Consider the following 22,801-nt stretch of genomic DNA (forward strand, 5'->3'; position numbering starts at 1 on the left):
AAAATTGTAACGAAACAGGGTATCGTTATTTAGCAAAAATAACTACTCAAACCCCAGAATTAGCCCAAATAACGATATGGTGTTTCGTTAAATTCTATACGCGCTTATTTTTGGCCAAATAACGATATGACGTTTCGTTAGAAAAGGCCGACCACTTGACCGACCGCTCACCAGACTTCGCCTCAATCTTCTCGACATCAGTCGTTGCAACAACTGAGGCGCCCAAATAAGGACGCCTCAGTTATTGCACATCTGTGTAAACTATTAACTAATCTGATTATTTCGCTTCAATCTTATCAAAGTAGTTCTCCTGCACGTACTGTGCAGCTACATCAAGCTGTTTCTTCGAATCCGTGTCCTTCTTCGAGAACGATTCCTGTACTACGTTGGACATCGTTGCATAGTAGTCCTGTGTGCCGAATTGAGCTTCCGGTTTGCCTTCCAGCAAGGAGAACAGGTTTGGATCGTATTTGTACACGTTGTCGTACTTGTCATAAATCGCTTGGATCTTGCCTGCATACTCGGAATCATCCTTGAAGTACTCAAGTGGCGTAGGAACATAATACTTGCCTTCTGCTTTGCGAGCATTAATCGTATCTTCAACAGCCTTCAAAGAGCCATCTGAGAAATAATCAAACGTAATATAGCGGAAAGCCATCTCTTGCTCATCCTTCGTTGCATTCGGGTTAATGACCAGATAGTTGCCGCCTAGAATTCCGTAGTGCTTGCCGCCCGCTTCAGCAGCCGGCATCGGATAGACGAGAACGTCCTCAGGCTTCATGCCACCTTCATTCAGAGCAGCTTGAACGACGTCAAATGCGCCTGCAATGACCATTCCTGTACGTCCTTGTTGGAACGAGCTTACTGCATCGCCCCAGCCGAGAGCCCAGTCCTGCGGAATCGCATTAGCTTCCCACTTCAGCTTCTTATAGAAATCGAGGGCTTTGACACCTGCATCAGTGTTAAATACAGCCGTTACTTTGCCATCTACATTGTTCTCAATATCCCCGCCGGCCTCGAACAAGAAGTTCGTCCAGTTCCAGCCAGCTTCATTGCCTTTACCCATTGGAGCAATGCCTGAGATCCCTTTCTTCGGATCAGCAACCGCTTTGGCTGTATTATACATATCATCCCAAGTCCAATCGAGGGCAGGAATGGCAACTCCTTTATCGTCCAGAATCTTCTTGTTCACTACAGTGGAGGTAATGTAACCGTTTTGCGTTATACCAAATACCTTGCCATCCACGATGAACTGGTTCTGTATAACAGGGTTAATCTCGTCCTTGTACTCCCAATTGTTCCAGAGGTCCGTAATATCAGCGACCCAGCCACGTTCTACTAGGAAGTTCGCTTCCGTGGCCCAAGTGTTGTAGAACGTTGGAGCTTCGTTGGAAGCCATTTTTACGCCGATTTCGTTAATATCATATTGCCAGTCATCCTTAATAATCGTGACATTCGGATACATCTCTTGGAAGCGGGCGATCTTATCGTCTTCTTGCGCACGAAGCGTTGTTTCATCCGGCAGTGGATAGTGAATTTTCAGCGTTACTTTCCTCTGTGTAATGTCATCCTTCGGCTCATCCGTTGTCGCTGTGTTATTACCACCGGTATTGCTTGGAGTATTTGCTCCTCCGTTATTAGCCTGGTCGCTTGCATTGTTCTTTCCGCCGCACGCTGCGAGCAGTGAACCTAGCAGCATTAGGCACATCAGTACTGCTGAGAACTTGCGCATTGAAACTCCCCTTTTCCATAATTGTTGTCAACTGCTACATTTTTATATTAGAAGATTCCCGGTTCAAGGACGATGTGTATTCATATGGCGATCATGTGCAGCCCTACGCTAAATGTAAACGCTATCTCTACTCTGCTTACCCTTTAACGGCTGTCAGGCTGACGCTGCGCACGATAAACTTCTGGAATCCCAAAAACACAAAGATCGGCGGAATCATAACCATGAACAGAATCGAGAATTTAATACTGCTGTCCAAGCTCCGCGCATTAATGACGTATTTATATATCGCGGTGGCCAAGGTATATTTATCCTCCGTATGCATAACTAGCGATGGCCAGAACCAGTCGTTCCATGCAGTAGAGAAAATGAAGATCGATAATGTGGCAAAGATCGGGACGGACAACGGGATAGCTATTCGTAGATAGCTCGTTAGCTCCGAAGCACCGTCAATCCGCGCCGCTTCAAAAATTTCCGGGTGAATGCCGTCGAAGAAATTCTTCATCAGCAAGAAGTAGTACGCATTCGCTCCCGCAGGCAGCCAGAAAGCCCAGTAAGAGTTGAGCAGCCCGAGCTGCTTCAGATTCACGAAATTAGGAATCATATAGCTTGTTGCTGGTATGAACAAGGTAAGCAGGATGAAAAAATAGATTACCCGACTATAAGGAACGCGAATTCGCGATATACTGAATGCTGCCAGACCGAGTACTAGAATCGTCATGAGCAGATTCCCGAGGAAAATGAACACCGTATTCTTAAGAAATACCGGTAGAGCAATGTAGTTCCAACCTTTGGAGAAATTCTCCCAATGCCAGGTTGTCGGGAAGAACTTCGGCGGAAAGGTATTGATCTCAGGATTGCTTTTAAGTCCGTTGAACATCGTCATGAGAATGGGATATAGCATCGTAACGGCCATAATGGCAATGCCCAGAACCATGATGCCATAGACGATCTTATTCACCGGCTTCTTCAAATCCGATGGTGACAGGATGCCTCTTTCCATATTAGTAATCCTCCCTGTTCATCTTGAATTGAATGACGCCAAGGATACCCAATACGATAAACATCAGTACACCCAGCGCTGTACCCGCCCCATAATCCAACTGGGTGAAAGCATATTTCACCGTGAAGAGCGCATAGGTCAGTGTAGCCTTGTTCGGACCGCCATCCAGCAAGGCCAATTGAGATTGGTAAGCCTGTGATGTACCGATAACCTGCAGGATGAGCATCAGAACAATCAAGCTGCGCATAGATGGGAGGGTAATATATTTGATCCGGCTCCACACTCCGGCACCGTCGATTTCCGCCGCTTCATACCAGTCCCTCGGGATACTCAGTACCCCGGCCAGATAGATCAGCATTGCCGAGCCGAACTGCTGCCACGTCTCCATGAAGACGATCGAGATCATCGAGAAGCGCCCGTCGGATATGAACGAGATCGGCTCGACGCCGAACAAGCCAAGCAAGGCGTTAATCGGTCCAACCGGATCGTACATCCATCTCCACATGCCATAGAGCACCACGCCAGGTACGACGAAGGGCAAGTAAGCGGCTATGCGGGCAAAGCCCTGAAAGAACTTCAGCTCCGATATGGCTATCGCCGCCACGATTGGCACCCAGAACCCGATGACTAACGTAAGGAACATAAAATACAATGTATTTTTAACGGAAAGCCATAAATCAGGGTTATGAAATATTTTTGCATAGTTATCAAATCCGACAAAAGAGTTGCCCTTTACGAAATCGACGTTGTAGAAGCTATAGACGATCCCTTTGATAATTGGAACCCATAGAAAGACGATAAAAATGACGATAGCCGGAACGAGAAAAAGATACCCCCACATGTACTTTTTCCAGTTTGATGTTCTTCGTACTTTTTTGAGCTCTTTCTGAGGCCCCTTGACCATGTTTCCTGGTGAAATCACCGATTCCTCCATGAGTTTCCCTCATTTCTCTTTAGTGTCCAGCTTTCATTTTAGAAAATCATGGGGCTCGGGAACAGGTGTAATACTATGCGAAGTATAGCTGTTCTTACTTCTTCAGCTCACTAGGACTAAGACCGAAGTACTTCTTAAATATTTTACTGAAATGTTCGGGAGATTCGTAACCAACACGTTCAGCAATTTCATAACGACGTAAATCGGTATTGAGCAACAGCGACTTGCTCTCTTCCATCCTCAGTTTGATCACATACTCCCACAGATTGTAGCCGGTATTCTTCTTGAAGAGGAAGCTAAGGTAATTGGGGCTGACGTGATTCTTCTTCGCGACCTCGTGAATCGTCAATCCTTTCTGGCTGTAATTATCTTCGATATATTGCTTGGCCCTGTCGACAATCCGGTTATTCTGTGTCGTTAGTTCTTCAGCCGTAGGGTCCTGAGCATAATTGCTCCAATTGAAGTCCCCGTAATAGAACACATGGTAATCGCCATGCTTCCCGCCCCACACAATCGCCTTATCCGCTTGACGATCAAGCACAGGCATAAATTCAGCCCCCTTCAGAATCTGGCTAATGCCGATGATGGCCGGAATATTTAAGTACTTCTGCACATGATGATGCAAACTTCGTCCGATCATTTCCAGATGATTGATTTTATTTATATCCAGTTCGTCATACTCTGTCTCGTTCCACTGCAGCAGAATACAGATATCTCGTTCACCTAAATAGCAGGTCAATATTTTCTCTTCTTTATGTAGCAACTCCTCAGCCACGTTCCGCGCAGCATAGCGTAGCAGACGTATATCCCGCTCCGAATAGGAAGCCTCCCCCTCCAGCGGAATATCAAGCTTCATTCTGATCACGGAGAAATAAGGCCCTACTAATCTTAATTCCTCTAAAATATCCTCTTGCAAAGAGACCGTTCCGTTCAACAGACGCTGCAGAAGCTCATTCTTCTCTGGACCGAATTCCTCCATTTGAAAATGATCCGTATCCGCGGACAAAAACTCATCGATTTGCGCAACGGGCCGCTCCATCTTCAACAGGGCATTGCGGACGGAGTCCAGGAAATTCTCGCTATTCAGCGGCTTGATCAAATAATCCCTGGCCCCAAGCCGCAGCGCCATCTGCGCATATTGGAACGTCTCATGGGCAGAGATGATAATGGTCTGCACCCACGGCTTGACCATCTTGGCTTGCTGCATCAATTCGATCCCGCTCATCTCTCCCATCTGGATATCAGTCACAAGCAGATCGATCTCCTCCATACGGATGTAATCGAGAGCTTCATGCCCGCTGTAGGCGGTATATACCGCTCCAATATCGATGCCGGAGCCGTTCAGAAGTCCAGCCAGCCCCTTGCAGATTAATGGTTCATCGTCAACGACTAGTATTTTGTACATTCTCTTCTCCCCCTGTAGCTTTTTGAGTCCAACTACGTACACTCGCTCCTCACGCCCTAGCTTCATTCTACTGAAGCATTTTGAAAAACGCACAGTGGAAGCATAGGCTCCGGTGCCGAAAACCGGACTTTTTGAATATACACACCTTATGCTATGGCTGCTCTCGCACGGACTTTGGAAGCTTTAGCGTAACCCGAGTCCCGTCTTCCTCGCGCTTCGAGTATTGAAGTCCATAATTGGCTCCAAAATGCAATCTGATTCGCTGATGAATGTTGCGTATTCCATAGCCGAACGTCGGGTCCGGATTCTCTTCGTCAAGCAGGCGATTAATCAGCTCATAATCTACTGGCTTGTACCCGTTATCTTCTATGAATATAAATAGATTGTCTTCATCCGAGGCAGCACGAATCACAATCTTTCCGTCCTCCCCCATATGCTTCACACCGTGAATAATGGAGTTTTCGATTAAAGGCTGCAGCGTTATTTTCGGGATGGAGATCGGCAGAAGCTCCTCGGGAATATCGATCAAGACTCGGAACTGATAATCATATCTATGCTGCTGTAATTTGATATAGGCAGAAGCATGCTCAAGTTCCTCTCCGAGCGTAATCAACTCCCGGCCCTGGCTGAGACTGATCTTCATCAACTTGGACAACTCTTTGATCATTTCTGCAGAGGCGGTATTCCCTTCCATCGTACTCTTCCAATAGATACTCTCCAGCGTATTGTAGAGCAGATGTGGATTAATCTGCTGATACAGAATCTGCAGCTGGGATTCCTTCTGCTTCAGATCCATCGTGTATTTATAATGAACCAGCGCATTCAACCGCCGCGCCATATCATAAATGCTATGCATCAGTACGCTAATCTCGTCCTTTTTCTCCCTGCTTGGGGTCTCCGGAACGATATTCCCTGGTTCATAGCGTCTGACGAAATAAACCAGCTTCTGAATGGGCATCATTAGGGATCGCCAGAAATAGAGCATGAAGATCAGACTCCCGGCAAAAAAGACAATCGAGATCAGCTGGATTACCTGCTTGATCTCCTTCTGCTGATGCAAAAGCGCTTGTACCGGAACTTTATAGACCAGCTTCTGCTGCAATACATGGTTATAATTAACGACGTAAATATAATCGCTGGTAATGACATCCTTCACGCCGCTGGTCATTCCCATATCCGCAACCTCCAGCGGAAGCTCCAGCACATCTTCGTGTTTATTGCTCTGGGCGCTCAGAACGCGGTTGCTCCAATTTGTAAAATAAAGCTCTCCCTCCGGCAGCGATACGGTCTGCAGCGATTCCTGAACCCGAGCGTCCAGATTCGTAACCACCAATACCCCAATCGTGCCATTTCTATAAATATTGTTGATTGCCCGGATATAAGCGAGCGTTCTTTGATCGCCTTGGCCCTTAGAAGGAGGCGACAAATGATCGATCAGCCTTAAATATCCTTTCCCTTTCTTGTCGACAGCCTCGTCGAACCAGTCCGGCTTCTCATCGTCAGAGAAAAAATAGACTCCCGATTTTTTCGGCCCTGGATAGAACGGAGCAAAAAAGTAGGTGTTCTGCGGATCATACACATATAGCGAGTAATAGACTGGCTCTCGCTCATCTGTCTCTTGCGAATAAGTGGTCAGTAAATTTTCGAGCTTTTCGTAATTTTTCACCCTTTGCAGTATCGTCTCATCGGTAGAAAGCGGATTCAATTGCTGTAGCAGTGAGTTCTGAAATACAGTAGAAGTCACCTTGTTCACTGCTTCAATGTCACGATTGATCAGCCGGAAATTTTGCTTGTTCAGCTCGATATAGGCGTTGGTGACATGACGCTTCAAGATTTGATCGGCTTTGTAATTGCCGTAGGCATTCAGAATGAATAGCGGAATAATGATAATAAGGAATAACAGGAATAGCTGCTGCTTCACATTCATTCGATTCAATGGATTATTCAGTCTATATCTCAATTGCCTTTCCCCCCTGGCACTTGAAGCGGTAGTCCAAAAACCTCCGCACACCCCTTCATTCAACTGAGGCGTTTTGAAAACGCACATGGGAAACATGAGTTTCGGTGCTAAAAACCGGTCTTTTTGAACACACACTATAAGTGTAACAAGAATAAAAATTATCAATGGTGTGTATTTCTACGCACATCATAGTTATTCCTACGATCGGCGGCTATGGAAAATTTCAGGAGCTACCCCTGAGCTAGCAGCCACCTACCCATATTTCTGTAACGAGACTACGGATCGTTATTTCTTCAAAAACATTGCTAAATTAATTCTAACGAAACTGCAGATCATTATTTGAGATTAATTCAGGCTTTTTACAGTCAATTCCCTATAATAGCGATACCTAGTTTCGTTACATTTTAAAACAGCACTTTGGGACCTAAATAACGATATCCATTTTGGTTAGAGTTCGAGCGCACTCCTGAATGCATACAAAAAAGAAGCTACCTTCAAGTAGTAAAACACTACTATCGGATAGCCCCTCACTGACTTCGTATGACGATGGTCGACCACAAACCACCACATATTATCTAATAATCAGCCTTCATTCACCGGGCATTACCCGACCAGCTCATCCAGCCCCCGGATCACTCTGTCAGCCGCGAACAGCACCTCTGGGCTGCCGATGCCGATTACACTACAGCCGGCGGCTTTGCCGGCCTCAACCCCTGCCGCCGCGTCCTCGAACACGACGCAGTCGGTCGGAGCGAGGCCAAGCGCTGCGCTGGCCTCCAGGAACACCTCCGGGTCCGGCTTCGCCTTGGTCACCTTCGTCCCGTCGATCACCGCGTCGAACAGCTCCGCGATACCCAGTCGATCAAGAATGAACGCTGCATTCTTGCTGGCCGAGCCGAGCGCGATCTTCACGCCCTGCTGGCGCAGTTGCTGCAGGTACTTCTTGGCGCCCGGCAAAATCTCCGATGGCTCAAGCCGTGAAATATACTCGACGTACTCCTTATTTTTCTCCTTAGCCATCCTGAGGCGCTCCGCTTCGCTAGTCTCTACACCGCCGATCTCCAGCAGAATCTTCAGCGATTCTACCCGGCTTACCCCTTTGAGTCGTTCATTATCCGCTTCCGTAAACTCAAATCCGAGCCGTTCAGCGAGCGAGTGCCAGGCCAAATAATGATATTTTGCAGTATCCACGATCACTCCGTCCATATCAAAGATCGCACCTCGCATCGTATCCAGCATATCTTCCTCTCCCTCTCTATCAAGTACTCGTTAATTGCTTCCTTGCTGATTCGTGGCACTTACTCTAGCCCTCTACTACAAGGCAATAGATAGAATCTGGCCCGGTGCTGCCATTACGTTCTCTAAACTAGCTGCAACTTCCGAATCTGTTATCTCTGTCCCCTCGTCAAGCCGTCGCTCAATTCGGAACTCAATCGAAACCTGATTCTCTTCCGCAGCCTCTACCTTCACCTGATCCACTTCAATCGTAACAGTGAAGCTCGCCCCTCTCAGACGCAGCGGGAAGCTGACCGAGCTCCATGCTTCAGGCAAGGATGGGGCAATGGAGACGACTTCTCCGTCGAACCTCAGTCCCGCAAAACCGAGCACCGCGGCCATCCATGCGCCTCCGTTCGCCGCAGGATGCGTCCCTCCGATATACAGGTCGCCGACGTACTGCTTGGAATCCCCGGTCAAATCGATCGTAGCCGTGCGTTTGAAATAAGGGTATGCCCAATCCGATAATCCGATATCTGCAGCTACTAACGCATAAATACAAGAGCTTAAACTCGATCCATGCTCTGTGCGAGGCTCATAATACTCCCAGTTGCACTGCTTGATCGCCCTGCTGAACTCATCCTTGAACAGATGCAGCATCAGGACAACGTCGGCCTGCTTCAAAATTTGCGTCGTCGTAGCAAGTCCGTTGCCGCCGCCAAGATATTCATGCTTGTTCAGGACTCGTGATTTCAGCTGCCCCAGCGTTACGTCCTCAAGCATGAAGTAGCGGTCGAACTGCTCGATCACTTCACTGTCCTCGGCAGGCTGCGGAATATACAAACGGTCGTGCATGTCGCAAAGCTGCTCCGGCTTGATTCGGCTGTCCACCGTAAGGGACTCGGCCATGTCTGGATATTTACTCTGTAAATAATTGAGAACCTCTAACGCAATATGCAAACAACGCTTAACCATCGCATTCGTGAAGGCGTTGTTGTTCACCCGCTCATGATATTCATCCGGCCCAGTCACATCCAGAATCTCATAGCGGGATTTAAAAGAATTATAGTAAGCGTAGGAGTAGAAGAAACGGGCGCATTCCAGCACCGTCTCCGCGCCACCGTCCAGCAAAATACTGTCATCTGCGGTGAAGATGAAATACTGATAGATGCCGTAAGCTACATCCGCGCTGATGTGCACCTGCTTATCGCGGAAATAAGTCCGCATCGGACGCCCGGTGAACACATCATTGACATTGAACAGGGTACAAGCATCATCCCCGTTCTCCTGGCTCTCCCAGGCGTAAAACGCTCCTTCATATCCGTACTCCGCCGCCTTCCTGCGCGCGCCATCCAGCGTATGAACTCGATACATCATCAGATTTCGGGCGATGTCTGGCTGAGTATACAAGAAGAACGGGAGCATGAACATCTCCGTATCCCAGAAGATTGCGCCTTTGTATACCTGTCCTGATAAGCCCCGCGCTGGGATCGACAGCTTCTCCGAATGTACCGGGGCAATGATATGCAGCTGGTACAGGCTGTAGCGAAGGGCGAGCTGAGCCTCGTCATCCCCTTCGATGCGAACATCAGACTCCTTCCATTTTCGCTCCCAACAGTCCGTATGCTCGGCATACAGCGCCTCGTATCCAAACGCAACAGCTTCCTGGCTATCCTTGAATGCCGCAGCAATTGTATCCGCAGCTTCATCCAAACCGGTAAATACGGACACATACTTGTGGAAGGTATAGCTCTTGCCCGCTTCAGCCTGTAAGCGGATCTCCTTACCGAGGAAGTCGCCGGAGTCAATAGTGCGCTGCTCTCCGAATCCGCACGCAAGGGAATGACTAACCGAGACCGGAATGTTCAATTCATGTGTCCAACTGGTACAAGACAAGGTTTCTCCCTGTGCTCCTTCGTGGACGGTACCTTCCATTCGCTCCAAATGCGGACCGTTAATATCCCATATCCTGCCGTCAATCCCGGTAGTAATAGTTAACTCACAAGCCGTGCTGCAAGTAATCGTTACGCGATTGACGAGCAAGTGCAGACGCTGCAAGCTGCAGAAACGCTCCGACTCAACAGTAGCGGTTCCGCCGCCCTTAGCCGGATATACTGTCCTGCGACGATGCACGCCGTGCCGTATATCCAGCTCCTGCTCATGCTCAAGCGGCTCACGCTCGAGCACGCTTAATGTAACACCGTCACATATCACTGTGGTGGACAATCCATTCGGCGCGTTGATCGGCTCCCGCCATTGATCGCCGACTTTGTCGTACAGACCGGCTACAATAGTTGCCGTCAGCTCCGAATGAGCGAACTCTTCCAGCGTGCCGCGATATCCCATATAACCGTTGCCGGTCATAAATTTATTGCCGTTAACAGCTATCCGTTCCCTGTCGAAGCCGCTTTCTCGAATGATCCAGCTCATCGTTCATTCCTCCTTCTTCAGATCCAGCACAATCCCTGCCGGGCCGACGATATGGTCCTGGCCATAGATATGGATCGAAGCGGGATCGCCGCTGCGTACACTAATCTTCACCCGCTGCTGGTTCACATCGACTGCGAGCTCGGTTCCCTGATAAGTGATCGGGAAGGAATATTGGCTCCAGCGCTCGGGAATCGTCGGATTGAAGATCAGCTTATCCCCATCTGAACGCATCCCCCCGAAACCATAAACAATATTCATCCACGCTGCGGCAATCGAAGTCGTATGCAGCCCCTCTCTCGTATTACGGTTATAATTATCGAGATCTAGCCGAGTTGCGAATTCGAAGAACTTGTAGGCTTCGACAGGTCTGCCAATCTCTGCAGCCAGAATCGAATGAATTGATGGAGACAAGGACGACTCATGGATACATCTCGTCTCGTAATAATCGTAATTAGCCCGTTTCGCCTCGACTGAGAACTCCCCACTGTACAGGAACATGAACATAAGCACATCTGGCTGCTTAATCATGTCGTAACGATAGAGCCGGTCATAGGACCAGTGCGAATAGAGTGGAAACTCGGTCACCGGAATCGAATGAATATCAAGATGCGGCATATCGAAGAAACCATCATGCTCCTCGTAGATTCCCGTCTCGTCATCATAAGGAATCTTCATGTTGTCAGCCTTGTTCTTCCAGTCCATCTGCTCCTGCATCGTCAACCCCAGGCGATGCGACAGCGCTACAAAGGCGGACAGTTCAGCCTGCTCCATCTCAGCAATCGTCTGCAGCGTATACTCGAACAGCTTCTTCGCCATCAAATTGATGTAACAGTTGTTGTTCACCATAAGCTGGAACTCATCCGGTCCCATAACCCCGAAATAACCGTATTTGCCGCTCTTCTGTCCCCACTGCCCACGGGTCGCATAGAAACGGCTGATCTGAATCAGCATCTCCAAACCTTTTTCATATAAAAATGCCTTGTCGCCTGTAATATTCACATAATGACGAATCCCATAAGCCACTGCCGTACCTACATGCAGTTGTAGATTGGAATGCTGCCACAGGTCACAGCTCTCCGTCCCATCGATCGTCGCAATCGGATAGAACGCCCCTTCACAGTCGAGTTCCTTCGCCCTCTCCAGTGCTTGCGGCAATGTCTTATACCGGAACTCCAGCAAGCTGCGCGCTGCCTTTGGGTTATTGAAGATATAGAACGGCAGACAGTAGGACTCCGTATCCCAGAAGGCCAGGCCGCGATAAGCTTCCCCGGTCAGCCCTTTCGCCCCGATGTTGAAGCCCGGATTGTCACCATGATAGGTCTGATACAATTGGAAAATACAGAAGCGAATCCCTTGCTGATTCTCAGGATCCCCTTCGATCACGATGTCGGAATGCTTCCATACCTTCGCCCAATACTGCTCCTGCTGCTCCGCAGCTGCCTTATAGTCCACCTCGCAGTACTTCTTAGCCAGTTTCATGCCCTTGGACCAGACTTCATCATCGCTCTGCTCCCGATCCTTATCTGCATAATTGATGACCAGCTTATCTACTACAGTCTCTTCTTCCTTATTCAGCTTCAGGATGATCTCATCGCCTATGAAATTTTCTTCACTTAATGCCGCGCTTTTGGCTCCCTTCGGCAGATCGAGCCGATAGCTTGAGAACAGCCGATTTCCCGTATTCGCTGTCCGGCCAAGCATTGCGCTAATTCTGCGTTGACCGTCCTTCTTTACACTTTCCCAGTATCTTGTATTCTGATCTTCATGGATCGTTGCAAAGTCAAGCCCCATGATAACCTGAGCTGTACCGGCGAAGTTGAGCGGCTTCAGCATGACCCGCTGACATCCAAGGTTCGACACCTCCATACTTATCAGCCTTTCAAAGACTAACTGAACGCTCTTTCCATTCTGCAAATGCCAGATTAGCTGACGTGTATATACTCCCCGCTTGAAGTCCAGCTCCCTGCGAAAGTCCGAGAACTTGCTCGTTCCCATATCGAAGGTCTCATCGTCGATCGTAACGCGTGTATAGAGCCAGTCAACCCCGTTGACCATAAAGCGTAATGAGCGAATGATTCCCTTATAGTGCGCCCCAACCTCGCTCTCTTCGAACAATCCATTGAAATAGCTGCCTATTAACGTGTCACCGCTATAACCTTCCTCGGCATAGCCGCGAACCCCCATATATTCATTGCCTAACGAGAAAATAGATTCCGACACCCGGCTTCGCTCTGGATCGAACCCTACCTCAACGATCTTCCATGGATCAACGACTAAATATTTATCCGCTATCTTCGGCATATTTGATCTCTCCCTATTGAATATTCATTCTGTTCTGGCATGCCCTTCATCCAGATTAGCCAAAACATCGCTCTGTACGAATGTCCAGGTCTAATGAGCTTATGTGTGATCTTACTGACTTGAACTGGATCTCATTGATTAATAGGATAAACCTATTAGTGGGATTGAATTTATATATTTAACCAATTTGAATTTGTATGTCACAATAGAGGCAATTCATATGGAGGAGGTTCGGTTATGGAGGCAAGACAGGTATGGAACGCTAAGCTCTACGATACGAAATTCAGGTTTGTATCCGAATACGGCAAGGATGTGCTCGAGCTCCTGAACGCACAGACAGGAGAAGAAATCATTGACCTTGGCTGTGGTACAGGGGATATCTCTTATGAGATTTCCAAGACAGGAGCCGTTGTCAGCGGTTTTGATTTATCGGAGACGATGATTCAGCAGGCTCGCCTCAAATATCCAGACCTGAAGTTTGAAGTTCAAAATGCAGCCCATTTCTCTGTGGAACGGCCTGTTCAAGCCGTATTCTCCAATGCCGCACTGCATTGGGTCAAAGACGCCGAAAATGTAGTCAAATCCGTCTATCGTGCCTTAGATGCGGGAGGAAGATTCGTTGCCGAATTCGGTGGCAAAGGAAATGTGGACATCATCGTCCAGCACATGACCAAGGTACTTGACGCGAACTATGGCATCGATGCCAAACCGCTCAATCCCTGGTATTTTCCAAGTCTCGGTGAATACAGCAGTTTATTAGAAGAGCACGGTTTACGAGTAACCTATGCCGTGCACTTCGACCGGCCTACCAAGCTGGAGGGTGGGGCAATGGGCATGCAGCACTGGCTCCGTTTATTTGCTGAGGATTCATTTCTATATTCCCTAAGCGAGCCTGATAAGGAACAGGCGATTCAGCTCATCGCTAAATCCGCTGAACAAGATCTGCTGGTTGGCGGTGACTGGTACGGGGACTACAAACGGCTTCGAATTATTGCCATTAAGGAAGAAACGTAATATAGAATGCATTCGGGCACAGAAAAACGGATACCCCATTCGTCTATGGCGGTATCCGTTATATCTTTACAAGTATATATTTTCATTAATCGCTTTTCTCTTTATCCATATGTCCCGTTTTCCTTAAATAACTATCGTATCGGTCATCAACTTCCTTGGCGATTTTACGGTATTTGAACGTCTCTTCTACGATCGGGTCAAGTTGTGTTTGAATCCTTACCTCATATCGTGGAGACAAGCGGCGCCGTTCTTCTGCGCGGCGCTCCTCCTCGCTAATTGGCTCGCCTTCCGTCAACAGTTCATTCAATTCCCGCTCCAAATTTTTCTCATCGCTCATGGTATTTGAACTCCTTTTCGAATCAGAATCCGGTCTTCACAGGATGTATCGCTAGACCCCCGTGGCTTCGGCAGTCTTCAGCACATCGAGCAGCTCCTGATGGATTTTGCCATTGGTGGCCACCAGGCGGCGAACGCCAATATCATAAGGATTACCTACCGTGTCGGTAACGATACCTCCCGACTCCTTGACCAGTAGAGCACCTGCAGCAATATCCCATGCATTCAGACCAACCTCATAATAGCCACTAAGCCGACCAGCGGCAACATAGGCAAGATGCAAAGCTGCGGAGCCAGCGGCGCGCAGGCTGCGAGTTCGATCCGATAGTGCGGCGATCCCTTTCATATTAACTGGCAGCGCAACTTCACGGTCCGGGTTGAAGCCAACCGCCAGGACGCTGTCTGCGAGCTTCCCATCTCGAGATACTCGCGTTGGGTTGCCATGAACATATGCTCCCTTGCCTTTCTCGGCAACGAACATCTCGTCGCGGATCGGGTCATAAATTACGCCTATAATGACTTCACCACGATAGGCCAAGGCAATCGACACACAGAAGAAGGGATAGCCTTGCACAAAATTCGTCGTCCCGTCGATCGGATCGATGATCCATAAGTATTCAGCTTCCTTCTTCGCCTCTGTCAATGCATTCGCAGATGCTTCGGCGCCGGGATCAACACTTTCTTCCCCAAGGATCGCATGATCCGGAAAATGTGTCAGGATCAGCTTACGAATCATCAGTTCTGCCCCTTTATCAACATCGGTGACCAGATCCTGTGGTGAACATTTCGTATTTATCTCCTTAATTAGTCCAAGCCGGCTCTTAATCCATTCTCCCGCTTTGGAGGCACTGTTGATCGCCACAGCCGTTGGACTCTTGCTTCCTACTACGTATGGAATTTTAGGCTTAGGTTCCAATGGTTTCACACTACTTTCTAATTGATTTTCAACTTGCATAGCTTTTCTATGAATCTTGCAATTTTTACCTTTTTTAAAATATACGCCCCGAATGGCGCAAAGTTGCATCATTTTAGTGACTTGTCTAGAAAATCAGGCTGAATAGCTGCAAATCGATCTGTATTTAATATACCACCATTTATATAAAAAGTCCGTAACCAGCCACTTAGTACGGCCAATTACGAACCCCTCTTACGAATATGAATCAACTAAATGAGATCTTCTATTTACAGAGTTCCCGCCGTCAGGAAAAATAAACCTGAAGGAAATCCATTTCGTAATCTTCCTCTCAAAAGCTTGTCCCTCAATGTGCCCTAGGCAAATGAACCGCAATTGACCGAGACAAGCTACTGAGCGAAAGGGGCCTAGGCTACTTGGCCTCTCCAAAGAACATCTCGTAAGCAAGCGCAGTTTGGATCGCAGACTCTTCATCCGTTAGCGAACGTACCAGATCCAACTCGACTGCGGTCACCTCTTCACCGTTGAAGTTAATCTCAGCAACACAGGCGGTGATCTTCACTATGGCTACAGCCTTATTATCCGGGCTATAAGCAATGACCTTCTGCCCGGTCGGGAATACGCGCAATCCCTCCTTGCGCATTTTGCCGCGACCATATTCCAACAGGTCGAACAACTCCTGTTCATTCTTGAATTTACATACCGAATTAAATTCTGTCTGGAACCCCATGCTCATCTCCCTTTCCGTCCTGAATTCATTCTGTTCCTGACTCGTCTTGCCAGATTAATGAATCCCGTTCTCAAAGAACAGATCCTCTCTCTTCGCGAACCGTTCCATTGCCAGCTCGATCAGTCGGTCAAGCAGCGTCTCATAAGAAAGTCCTGTCTCTCTCCACAATAGCGGGTACATGCTGTATGGCGTGAAGCCCGGCATTGTGTTCACTTCGTTAATCAGGATACGACCGTCTGTCTTGCGTATAAAAAAGTCAGCCCGGCACAATCCATTGCAAGCGATTGCCTTAAAGGCTTTGACCGCCACATCGCGAATGCGTTCAGCCAGCTCGGTATCCAGCGGGGCCGGAATCAGCATTTGCGATTTGCCGTCGAGATATTTAGCTTGATAATCGTAATATTCGCCAGAGGATACGATTTCTCCTGGTACGGAAGCCAGCGGAATATCGTTGCCAAGCACCCCAACCTCAACCTCGCGGGCTTCAATGAATTCCTCTACGATGACCTTAGTATCATAACGGAGCGCTAGCTTAACAGAGCTTATAAGCTCCTCTCTCGTCTTCGCCTTCGATATCCCGACGCTGGAGCCAAGATTAGCCGGTTTAATGAAGCAAGGATACCCCAGCTTCTCCTCAACCTGCTGAATCTGCATGAAGCTATCGCGCTCCCATTCACTATCTGTGAAATAACAGTACCCGCACTGCTCGATTCCCGCATCAGCGAACAGCTTCTTCATAATCACTTTGTCCATACCGGCAGCCGAAGCCAATACGCCTGCTCCTACATATGGAATGTTCGCCATCTCGAACAAGCCTTGAATCGTGCCGTCTTCTCCATTGGTACCGTGCAGAAGCGGGAAGGCGACATCAATCTTCGCTTCACCCGTTGCCAGCTTACTGAACAGCGTATTGATCGCCGCGCTTGTATCCCCCGCGTCCGATTCCAGCTTCAATTGTTCTAACGCGGTAAAAGGAGCGGATTGATTGCTGCCGACTCTCCACTCCCCCTGCTTCGTAATATAGAAAGGCAGCAATTCATATTTCTCGTAATCAAAAGCCTGCATGACTGCCAGAGCCGTCTGTAGCGACACCTCGTGTTCTCCAGATTTGCCTCCGTAAATCAGCCCTACAGTCAATTTGTCCTGTCCCATGGGTAACCTCTTTTCTAAATATAAATACACGTCTTGATCGATTGAAACTCCCTGATGTCAGAACCGGTCCGCTATATGGAAAAACCGATATACGGTATTCTCGGTCCAGGCATAGGAATCCCGATAGTCCCAGTAGCGATGCTGGCTTGGCGTTGTATGTGCATTCACAAGCGGCATGCCGCCAGCGTCAAAGGCGGTTACGATTGTACTGTGCTGATATGCACCGTTCCCGTCCCAGTCGTAGATAATGACATCTCCTAATTGAAGCAGTTCAGGACGATCAACGACCTCTGCACGCATATGAGAGTTGCTATGGGTCAAATATAGCTGCAGGGCATTCGCCACCGCCCAGCTATAGCTCCACGCTTCCTGTTTGCCTACATATCCTTTGTACCACCAGCCCGATTCTCTTTTTCCAGTATAGTTTATTGGGGCTCCGCCTGCAAAGAGACATTGGGAGATATAACTGGTGCAATCGACTTCAAATTGGGCAAATTCCGGATTATAGCTATCCCACCAGCGATCTGCGTACAATACGGCGTCTTCACGCCGATAAGCTGTGCTTCGCTGGGACCCGCCCGCCCCGAGAATCTGATGATTCAGATAAGGACGAGACGGACCGGCCTTCGTCGTGTAATCCTGATTGTAGATGGAGGCAACATTTACCGGAGCGCTCCGTTCCGGAACAGGCTGAAATACGCGGGACACCGTCCAGCCATCCCCCTCGTGCAGGAGAGTCAGGCGCTGCTGATCGATCCGCTTCTCCTGATGTCTGGCACCGCCTTTATCATAATAGATCTTCTGCAGCAGCAGCAGTTCTACTTCTATTTCACCTGCACGATGCTCAATCTCGCGGACCAGCCGTGCTTTCGTCTCACATCTAACCGGAGCAGCCCCCCGCTCCCTGTACCACATCTCCAGCCTATGTTTACGTTCCCCGCTGCGGATCAAATAATCCAGATCGGTCACGACGGAATCCTCCGAGCGTACCCGGTAATCCACCTCATCCTGATTAAGTTGATTCACGTACTTTGTCAGTACTCTTCTCCATTCGTCCGCCATGGTTCTCGCCTCCTTCAAATACATTCCCATTCTATTTATATGAACGCGTAATAATGAGTATGTACTAACTAGAGGTATCCTTGTTTATGCACCCGAGCTTAATGACATCGCCCCTAAATGGGTAACGCTGACAGCAGAAGCAACTGGACAAAAAACACTTTACTCGCTTCGGTGGGGAAGCTATACTTAAGGTAGTGAATTTGAAATTGTGTTTCACCTAACGGAACAAGGAGGTACATTCATGTCAAAGAACGATTTTTTCACTGCTGCCCGTCAACTGTCTGTTGGTGGTAAGAACTATCGCTACTATGACCTGCAGACGCTGGAACAGCAAGGTCTTGGCCAAATTTCCAAGCTGCCGTTCTCGATTAAGGTATTGCTGGAGGCGGCTATCCGCCAATATGACGGCAGAGCTATTACCGAAGAACATGTGAAGCAAATCGCTGGCTGGGCCGAGGGCCGCGATGAGAACAAAGAGATCCCATTTATCCCGGCAAGAATCGTGCTGCAGGACTTCACCGGCGTACCGGTTGTCGTCGATCTGGCGGCTATGCGCGATACCGTGAAGAAAGCTGGCGGTGATCCGAAGCAGATCAATCCGCTCGTTCCCGTCGATCTCGTTATCGACCACTCTGTCATGGTTGATGCCTTCGGTTCCCCTGAAGCGCTCGAATATAACATGAACATTGAATTCGAACGGAATGAAGAACGCTATCGCTTCCTGCGCTGGGCGCAGACCGCATTCAACAACTTCCGTGCGGTACCGCCTGCAACCGGGATTGTGCACCAGGTTAACCTGGAATACCTTGCCTCTGTTGCTGCTACGAAGACGGTAGATGGTGAGACGGTAGTATATCCGGACTCCCTGGTCGGAACGGATTCTCATACGACGATGATCAACGGTCTGGGTGTTGTCGGCTGGGGCGTTGGCGGTATTGAGGCAGAAGCCGGCATGCTTGGACAACCGCTTTATTTTGTAGCGCCTGAAGTTATCGGCTTCAAATTGACCGGTAGCTTGAGCGAAGGCGCGACAGCAACTGACCTGGCCTTGACGGTCACAGAAATGCTGCGCAAAAAGGGCGTTGTCGGCAAGTTCGTTGAGTTCTACGGACCTGGCTTGACTAACATCAGCCTCGCTGACCGCGCAACCGTAGCCAACATGGCACCGGAATACGGTGCAACGATCGGTTACTTCCCGGTTGACAAAGAGACGCTTGCTTACATGCGCAGTACAGGCCGCAGCGAAGAGCAAATCGCACTCGTTGAAGCCTACTACAAAGCTCAGGGCATGTTCCGTACTAATGAGACTGCTGATCCAGAGTTCTCGGATCTGATTGAGCTGGACCTCGCTACAGTCGTACCAAGCTTGGCTGGGCCTAAGCGTCCGCAAGACCGGATTGAGCTCACTGAGATGAAGAACAAATTCAATGATATTATCCGTACTCCTATTGATAAAGGCGGCTACGGCTTGAGCGATGAGAAGATCGCACAGCGTGTTCCGGTCACTCATCCTGATGGAAGCACAAGCGAGCTCGCTCCAGGTGCAGTAGTTATCGCAGCAATTACAAGCTGTACGAACACATCCAACCCTAGCGTAATGCTAGGAGCCGGTCTGCTTGCTAAGAAGGCCGTAGAACGCGGCCTCACCAAGCCAGGATATGTGAAGAGCAGCTTGACTCCAGGCTCGCTCGTCGTCACTGAATATTTACAGAAGTCCGGTCTAATTGAGCCGTTGGAGAAGCTCGGCTTCTACGTAGCAGGTTATGGCTGTGCTACCTGTATCGGCAACTCCGGACCACTTCCAGAGGAAGTCGGCAGCGCGATTGCCGATAACGACCTGACAGTTGCTGCTGTATTGTCCGGCAACCGTAACTTCGAAGGACGGGTTCACGCGCAGGTCAAAGCGAACTATCTCGCTTCGCCTCCGCTCGTCGTTGCCTATGCAATCGCTGGAACGGTGAACATCGACCTCCAGAATGATCCGCTCGGCTATGATCAACAAGGTGAACCGGTTTATCTGAAAGATATCTGGCCAACTTCGCTGGAGATCAAGGAAGCCATCGCTTCTTCGATTAGTCCAGAGATGTTCCGCAGCAAATATGAGCATGTCTTTACGCAAAATGAACGCTGGAATTCGATTGCTGTCCCTCAGGGCGAGCTCTATGAATGGGATGAGAAATCAACCTACATTCAGAATCCACCGTTCTTCGAGAAGATTGGCGACGGCATGCAGGATATCGCTGATATCCATAGTGCGAGCGTGCTGGCTCTGCTCGGCGATTCGGTTACAACCGACCATATCTCGCCAGCCGGCAACATCTCGCCTTCAAGCCCTGCCGGGCATTACTTGAACGAGCGCGGAGTGGCCCGCAAGGACTTCAACTCCTACGGTTCGCGTCGCGGCAACCATGAGATCATGATGCGCGGTACCTTCGCTAACATCCGTATCCGTAACCAGGTAGCCCCTGGCACAGAAGGCGGCGTAACGAAGTACTTGCCAACCGACGAAGTGATGTCTATCTATGATGCGGCAATGAAATATCAAGGCGAAGGTAAGAACCTGGTCGTGCTCGCTGGCAAGGAATACGGAACAGGCAGCTCACGTGACTGGGCAGCCAAAGGAACTTACCTGCTGGGCGTGAAGGCTGTTATCGCGGAGAGCTTCGAACGAATCCACCGCAGCAACCTCGTTGGCATGGGTGTCCTTCCACTGCAGTTCCAGGAAGGAACGAGCTGGAAGATCCTGAACATCGATGGCACGGAGACCTTCGATATTCTCGGCCTAAGCAATGATGTCAAGCCAGGGCAAGAATTGAAGGTTGTCGGGACGCGCCAAGACGGCAGCAACTTCGAATTTACCGTCATTGCCCGTCTCGACAGCATGGTCGATGTAGACTACTACCACAACGGCGGTATTCTACAAACTGTACTCCGCCAAATGATCAGCGCGGCGAACTAATTCGATTGGAATTATACAGTCTTCGTAAATAAGAAGACCTCCCATTCACCTGAATCTAGAATTCAGGGTGGATGGGAGGTTTTTTTATAGTTTACATTAATTTACGTTATCTGTTATATTGTAAGTATAACAGTTAGAACAAAGAAGGTGACGACTGTGATTATCCAGCTTGATATGCAATCCGAGCTTCCGATATACACTCAGTTAGTAAATCAGATCATTGAAGGCATTGCCAGCGGCCAGTTGAAGCCGGGCGAGCCTCTGCCTTCCGTACGCAGCCTGGCCTCAGATATAGGCATTAACCTGCACACGGTCAATAAAGCGTATACCTTGCTCAAGCAAGACGGTTTCATCCTCGTGCATCGTCAGAAGGGTGTTGTCATTAACCCAGAAGGTATGCCGGGAATTACGGAGAACTACCGGAACAAAATGCAAGGAGAGCTTAAGCCTATCGCAGCAGAAGCGATCTGCCGCGGAATGAGCCGGGAGCGGTTGCTATTGGAAGTTGAACGAATATACCAGGAAATAACGCAGACTGACAAGGAGAATGATTAATATGAGTACAATATCCTCCCTTTTGATTGCCCTTATATTTCTGCCGATGATGATTTCCTTAACCGCTATGCCATATTTGACGAGGGAGACGATAAGCTTCGGCGTAACCGTCAGTGAGGACAATTATCGCAGCGAGACGCTGCGCCGTATGCGCAAGTCCTATAGTATGTACAGCGGTATTTTATATGCCGTCTTGTTCATCCTCTGTATTATCCAGCTGCTCCGCAGTACTCCCGTACAGCAGAACGGAGTCATTGGCGCTTATATCGTCATGGTTATACTGATCTCAACAGCCATGAACGTGATCTATTATTTTAGAATGAGGAAACTGCTTCCTTCGCTTCCCTCCACCCCATCTCCTTCGGTGCTGGCCGTGGACACGGGCTTCCGCCAAGGCAAACTGGTTCTCTCCAATAAGTGGTTCTTGATTCATGCAGTTATTATTCTTGCTGGACTCATCGCTGTATTGAACCGCTATGAGCAGATACCCAACCTGATTCCCATGAAGTTCGATTTCATGGGAAATGTAACTCGCAGTGCGGTCAAATCGTATCGCTCAGTTCTCTACCCGACGATTATTCAGACCTTTATGACCCTGCTATTCATTTTTATCAATTGGAGTATCCGCAGCAGTAAACAGCAGATTCAAGCGGATGATCCGCAGCGGTCACTCCGCCAGAATATCGTGTTCCGCCGCAGCTGGTCGCTATTTACGGTGCTGTCAAGCTTCGCCCTGCTGCTCCTATTCTCGATGATTCAACTTAACATGCTAGGCCAGATCAATGTGAACAGCCTGATGCTTATCAGCTTGCTCACCCCGATCTTCGTCGTTCTGTTCGCCTTCCTGATCTCCTTCAAGACAGGTCAAGGCGGGAGCAAAATCGGGCGTCCAGCAGCGGGCTCCAAGCTCGCGCCGGTGAATAACGATAGGCACTGGAAGCTGGGCATGTTCTATTTCAACCCCCAGGATCCAGCCCTATTTATGGAGAAAAGAATAGGAATCGGCTGGACGCTGAATTTCGGCCATCCGCTATGCTGGCTGGTACTGTTAGGTATCGTTGGTTTCATCGCGTTAACCTATGTTTTCGCGAGATAATATATAC

The 22,801-nt window shown here is 48.9% G+C and carries 17 protein-coding genes; 4 read left to right on the forward strand and 13 right to left on the reverse strand.

Annotated elements, in window-relative coordinates:
- Nucleotides 1–277: 277 nt before the first annotated feature.
- The 8 genes from ABD014_RS00125 to ABD014_RS00160 all read right to left on the reverse strand — a co-directional run bounded on the left by ABD014_RS00125 (nt 278) and on the right by ABD014_RS00160 (nt 12,977).
- Nucleotides 278–1,732: an ABC transporter substrate-binding protein gene (locus tag ABD014_RS00125; RefSeq protein WP_343855764.1), complete on the reverse strand. Its 1,455-nt coding sequence runs from the start codon at nt 1,730–1,732 to the stop codon at nt 278–280.
- 136 nt (nt 1,733–1,868) lie between these two features.
- Nucleotides 1,869–2,732: a carbohydrate ABC transporter permease gene (locus ABD014_RS00130; protein ID WP_343855767.1), complete on the reverse strand. Its 864-nt coding sequence runs from the start codon at nt 2,730–2,732 to the stop codon at nt 1,869–1,871.
- A 1-nt stretch (nt 2,733) separates the two neighbouring features.
- Nucleotides 2,734–3,666 (reverse strand): carbohydrate ABC transporter permease, encoded by a 933-nt coding sequence (locus ABD014_RS00135; protein ID WP_343855769.1) that lies wholly within the window; start codon nt 3,664–3,666, stop codon nt 2,734–2,736.
- 94 nt (nt 3,667–3,760) lie between these two features.
- Nucleotides 3,761–5,071: a response regulator gene (locus ABD014_RS00140; RefSeq protein WP_343855772.1), complete on the reverse strand. Its 1,311-nt coding sequence runs from the start codon at nt 5,069–5,071 to the stop codon at nt 3,761–3,763.
- Between the two features lie 151 nt (nt 5,072–5,222).
- Entirely contained in the window at nt 5,223–7,031 is a 1,809-nt protein-coding gene (locus ABD014_RS00145) for a sensor histidine kinase (RefSeq protein ID WP_343855776.1), read from the reverse strand.
- Between the two features lie 603 nt (nt 7,032–7,634).
- The gene (gene pgmB / locus ABD014_RS00150) at nt 7,635–8,270 is read right to left on the reverse strand and encodes a beta-phosphoglucomutase (RefSeq protein WP_343855778.1); all 636 of its coding nucleotides are present in this window, start codon (nt 8,268–8,270) and stop codon (nt 7,635–7,637) included.
- 75 nt (nt 8,271–8,345) lie between these two features.
- Nucleotides 8,346–10,676: a glycoside hydrolase family 65 protein gene (locus tag ABD014_RS00155; RefSeq protein ID WP_343855781.1), complete on the reverse strand. Its 2,331-nt coding sequence runs from the start codon at nt 10,674–10,676 to the stop codon at nt 8,346–8,348.
- Nucleotides 10,677–10,679: 3 nt separating this feature from the next.
- On the reverse strand, nt 10,680–12,977 hold the full coding sequence (locus ABD014_RS00160; protein WP_343855785.1) for a glycoside hydrolase family 65 protein: 2,298 nt from the start codon (nt 12,975–12,977) through the stop codon (nt 10,680–10,682).
- Nucleotides 12,978–13,214: 237 nt separating this feature from the next.
- Between ABD014_RS00160 and ABD014_RS00165 the strand changes: the two genes are divergently transcribed.
- On the forward strand, nt 13,215–13,991 hold the full coding sequence (locus ABD014_RS00165) for a methyltransferase domain-containing protein (RefSeq protein ID WP_343855792.1): 777 nt from the start codon (nt 13,215–13,217) through the stop codon (nt 13,989–13,991).
- Between the two features lie 85 nt (nt 13,992–14,076).
- Here ABD014_RS00165 and ABD014_RS00170 read toward each other — a convergent pair whose 3' ends face one another.
- From ABD014_RS00170 to ABD014_RS00190, 5 genes are all read right to left on the reverse strand, one after another.
- Nucleotides 14,077–14,328, reverse strand: a complete 252-nt coding sequence (locus ABD014_RS00170) for a hypothetical protein (protein WP_343855799.1) — start codon at nt 14,326–14,328, stop codon at nt 14,077–14,079.
- 51 nt (nt 14,329–14,379) lie between these two features.
- On the reverse strand, nt 14,380–15,282 hold the full coding sequence (locus ABD014_RS00175) for an inositol monophosphatase family protein (RefSeq protein ID WP_343855804.1): 903 nt from the start codon (nt 15,280–15,282) through the stop codon (nt 14,380–14,382).
- Between the two features lie 370 nt (nt 15,283–15,652).
- Nucleotides 15,653–15,970 (reverse strand): hypothetical protein, encoded by a 318-nt coding sequence (locus tag ABD014_RS00180; protein WP_343855808.1) that lies wholly within the window; start codon nt 15,968–15,970, stop codon nt 15,653–15,655.
- Between the two features lie 54 nt (nt 15,971–16,024).
- A complete protein-coding gene (locus ABD014_RS00185) occupies nt 16,025–17,122 on the reverse strand; it encodes a D-alanine--D-alanine ligase (protein ID WP_343855811.1) in 1,098 nt (365 codons plus the stop codon).
- Nucleotides 17,123–17,179: 57 nt separating this feature from the next.
- Nucleotides 17,180–18,184 (reverse strand): amidase domain-containing protein, encoded by a 1,005-nt coding sequence (locus tag ABD014_RS00190; protein ID WP_343855815.1) that lies wholly within the window; start codon nt 18,182–18,184, stop codon nt 17,180–17,182.
- Nucleotides 18,185–18,425: 241 nt separating this feature from the next.
- On the opposite strand from ABD014_RS00190, the gene acnA reads away from it, so the two are divergent.
- The 3 genes from acnA to ABD014_RS00205 all read left to right on the forward strand — a co-directional run bounded on the left by acnA (nt 18,426) and on the right by ABD014_RS00205 (nt 22,794).
- Complete coding sequence (gene acnA / locus ABD014_RS00195; protein WP_343855820.1) at nt 18,426–21,143, forward strand: aconitate hydratase AcnA; 2,718 nt, start codon at nt 18,426–18,428, stop codon at nt 21,141–21,143.
- Nucleotides 21,144–21,299: 156 nt separating this feature from the next.
- Nucleotides 21,300–21,698, forward strand: a complete 399-nt coding sequence (locus ABD014_RS00200; RefSeq protein WP_343855823.1) for a GntR family transcriptional regulator — start codon at nt 21,300–21,302, stop codon at nt 21,696–21,698.
- Nucleotide 21,699: 1 nt separating this feature from the next.
- Complete coding sequence (locus ABD014_RS00205) at nt 21,700–22,794, forward strand: DUF1648 domain-containing protein (protein ID WP_343855826.1); 1,095 nt, start codon at nt 21,700–21,702, stop codon at nt 22,792–22,794.
- Nucleotides 22,795–22,801 lie beyond the last annotated feature (7 nt).

The organism is Paenibacillus motobuensis, assembly GCF_039521865.1.
Lineage (GTDB): Bacteria > Bacillota > Bacilli > Paenibacillales > Paenibacillaceae > Fontibacillus > Fontibacillus motobuensis.

Coding starts and splice junctions, on each gene's coding strand:
- ABD014_RS00125 (WP_343855764.1), bottom strand. CDS start 1,732: ATGCGCAAGTTCTCAGCAGTACTGATGTGCCTAATGCTGCTAGGTTCA.
- pgmB (WP_343855778.1), bottom strand. CDS start 8,270: ATGCTGGATACGATGCGAGGTGCGATCTTTGATATGGACGGAGTGATC.
- ABD014_RS00155 (WP_343855781.1), bottom strand. CDS start 10,676: ATGAGCTGGATCATTCGAGAAAGCGGCTTCGACAGGGAACGGATAGCT.
- ABD014_RS00190 (WP_343855815.1), bottom strand. CDS start 18,184: ATGGCGGACGAATGGAGAAGAGTACTGACAAAGTACGTGAATCAACTT.
- ABD014_RS00170 (WP_343855799.1), bottom strand. CDS start 14,328: ATGAGCGATGAGAAAAATTTGGAGCGGGAATTGAATGAACTGTTGACG.
- ABD014_RS00175 (WP_343855804.1), bottom strand. CDS start 15,282: ATGCAAGTTGAAAATCAATTAGAAAGTAGTGTGAAACCATTGGAACCT.
- ABD014_RS00180 (WP_343855808.1), bottom strand. CDS start 15,970: ATGGGGTTCCAGACAGAATTTAATTCGGTATGTAAATTCAAGAATGAA.
- ABD014_RS00130 (WP_343855767.1), bottom strand. CDS start 2,732: ATGGAAAGAGGCATCCTGTCACCATCGGATTTGAAGAAGCCGGTGAAT.
- ABD014_RS00165 (WP_343855792.1), top strand. CDS start 13,215: ATGGAGGCAAGACAGGTATGGAACGCTAAGCTCTACGATACGAAATTC.
- ABD014_RS00160 (WP_343855785.1), bottom strand. CDS start 12,977: ATGCCGAAGATAGCGGATAAATATTTAGTCGTTGATCCATGGAAGATC.
- ABD014_RS00140 (WP_343855772.1), bottom strand. CDS start 5,071: ATGTACAAAATACTAGTCGTTGACGATGAACCATTAATCTGCAAGGGG.
- ABD014_RS00205 (WP_343855826.1), top strand. CDS start 21,700: ATGAGTACAATATCCTCCCTTTTGATTGCCCTTATATTTCTGCCGATG.
- ABD014_RS00135 (WP_343855769.1), bottom strand. CDS start 3,666: ATGGAGGAATCGGTGATTTCACCAGGAAACATGGTCAAGGGGCCTCAG.
- ABD014_RS00185 (WP_343855811.1), bottom strand. CDS start 17,122: ATGGGACAGGACAAATTGACTGTAGGGCTGATTTACGGAGGCAAATCT.
- acnA (WP_343855820.1), top strand. CDS start 18,426: ATGTCAAAGAACGATTTTTTCACTGCTGCCCGTCAACTGTCTGTTGGT.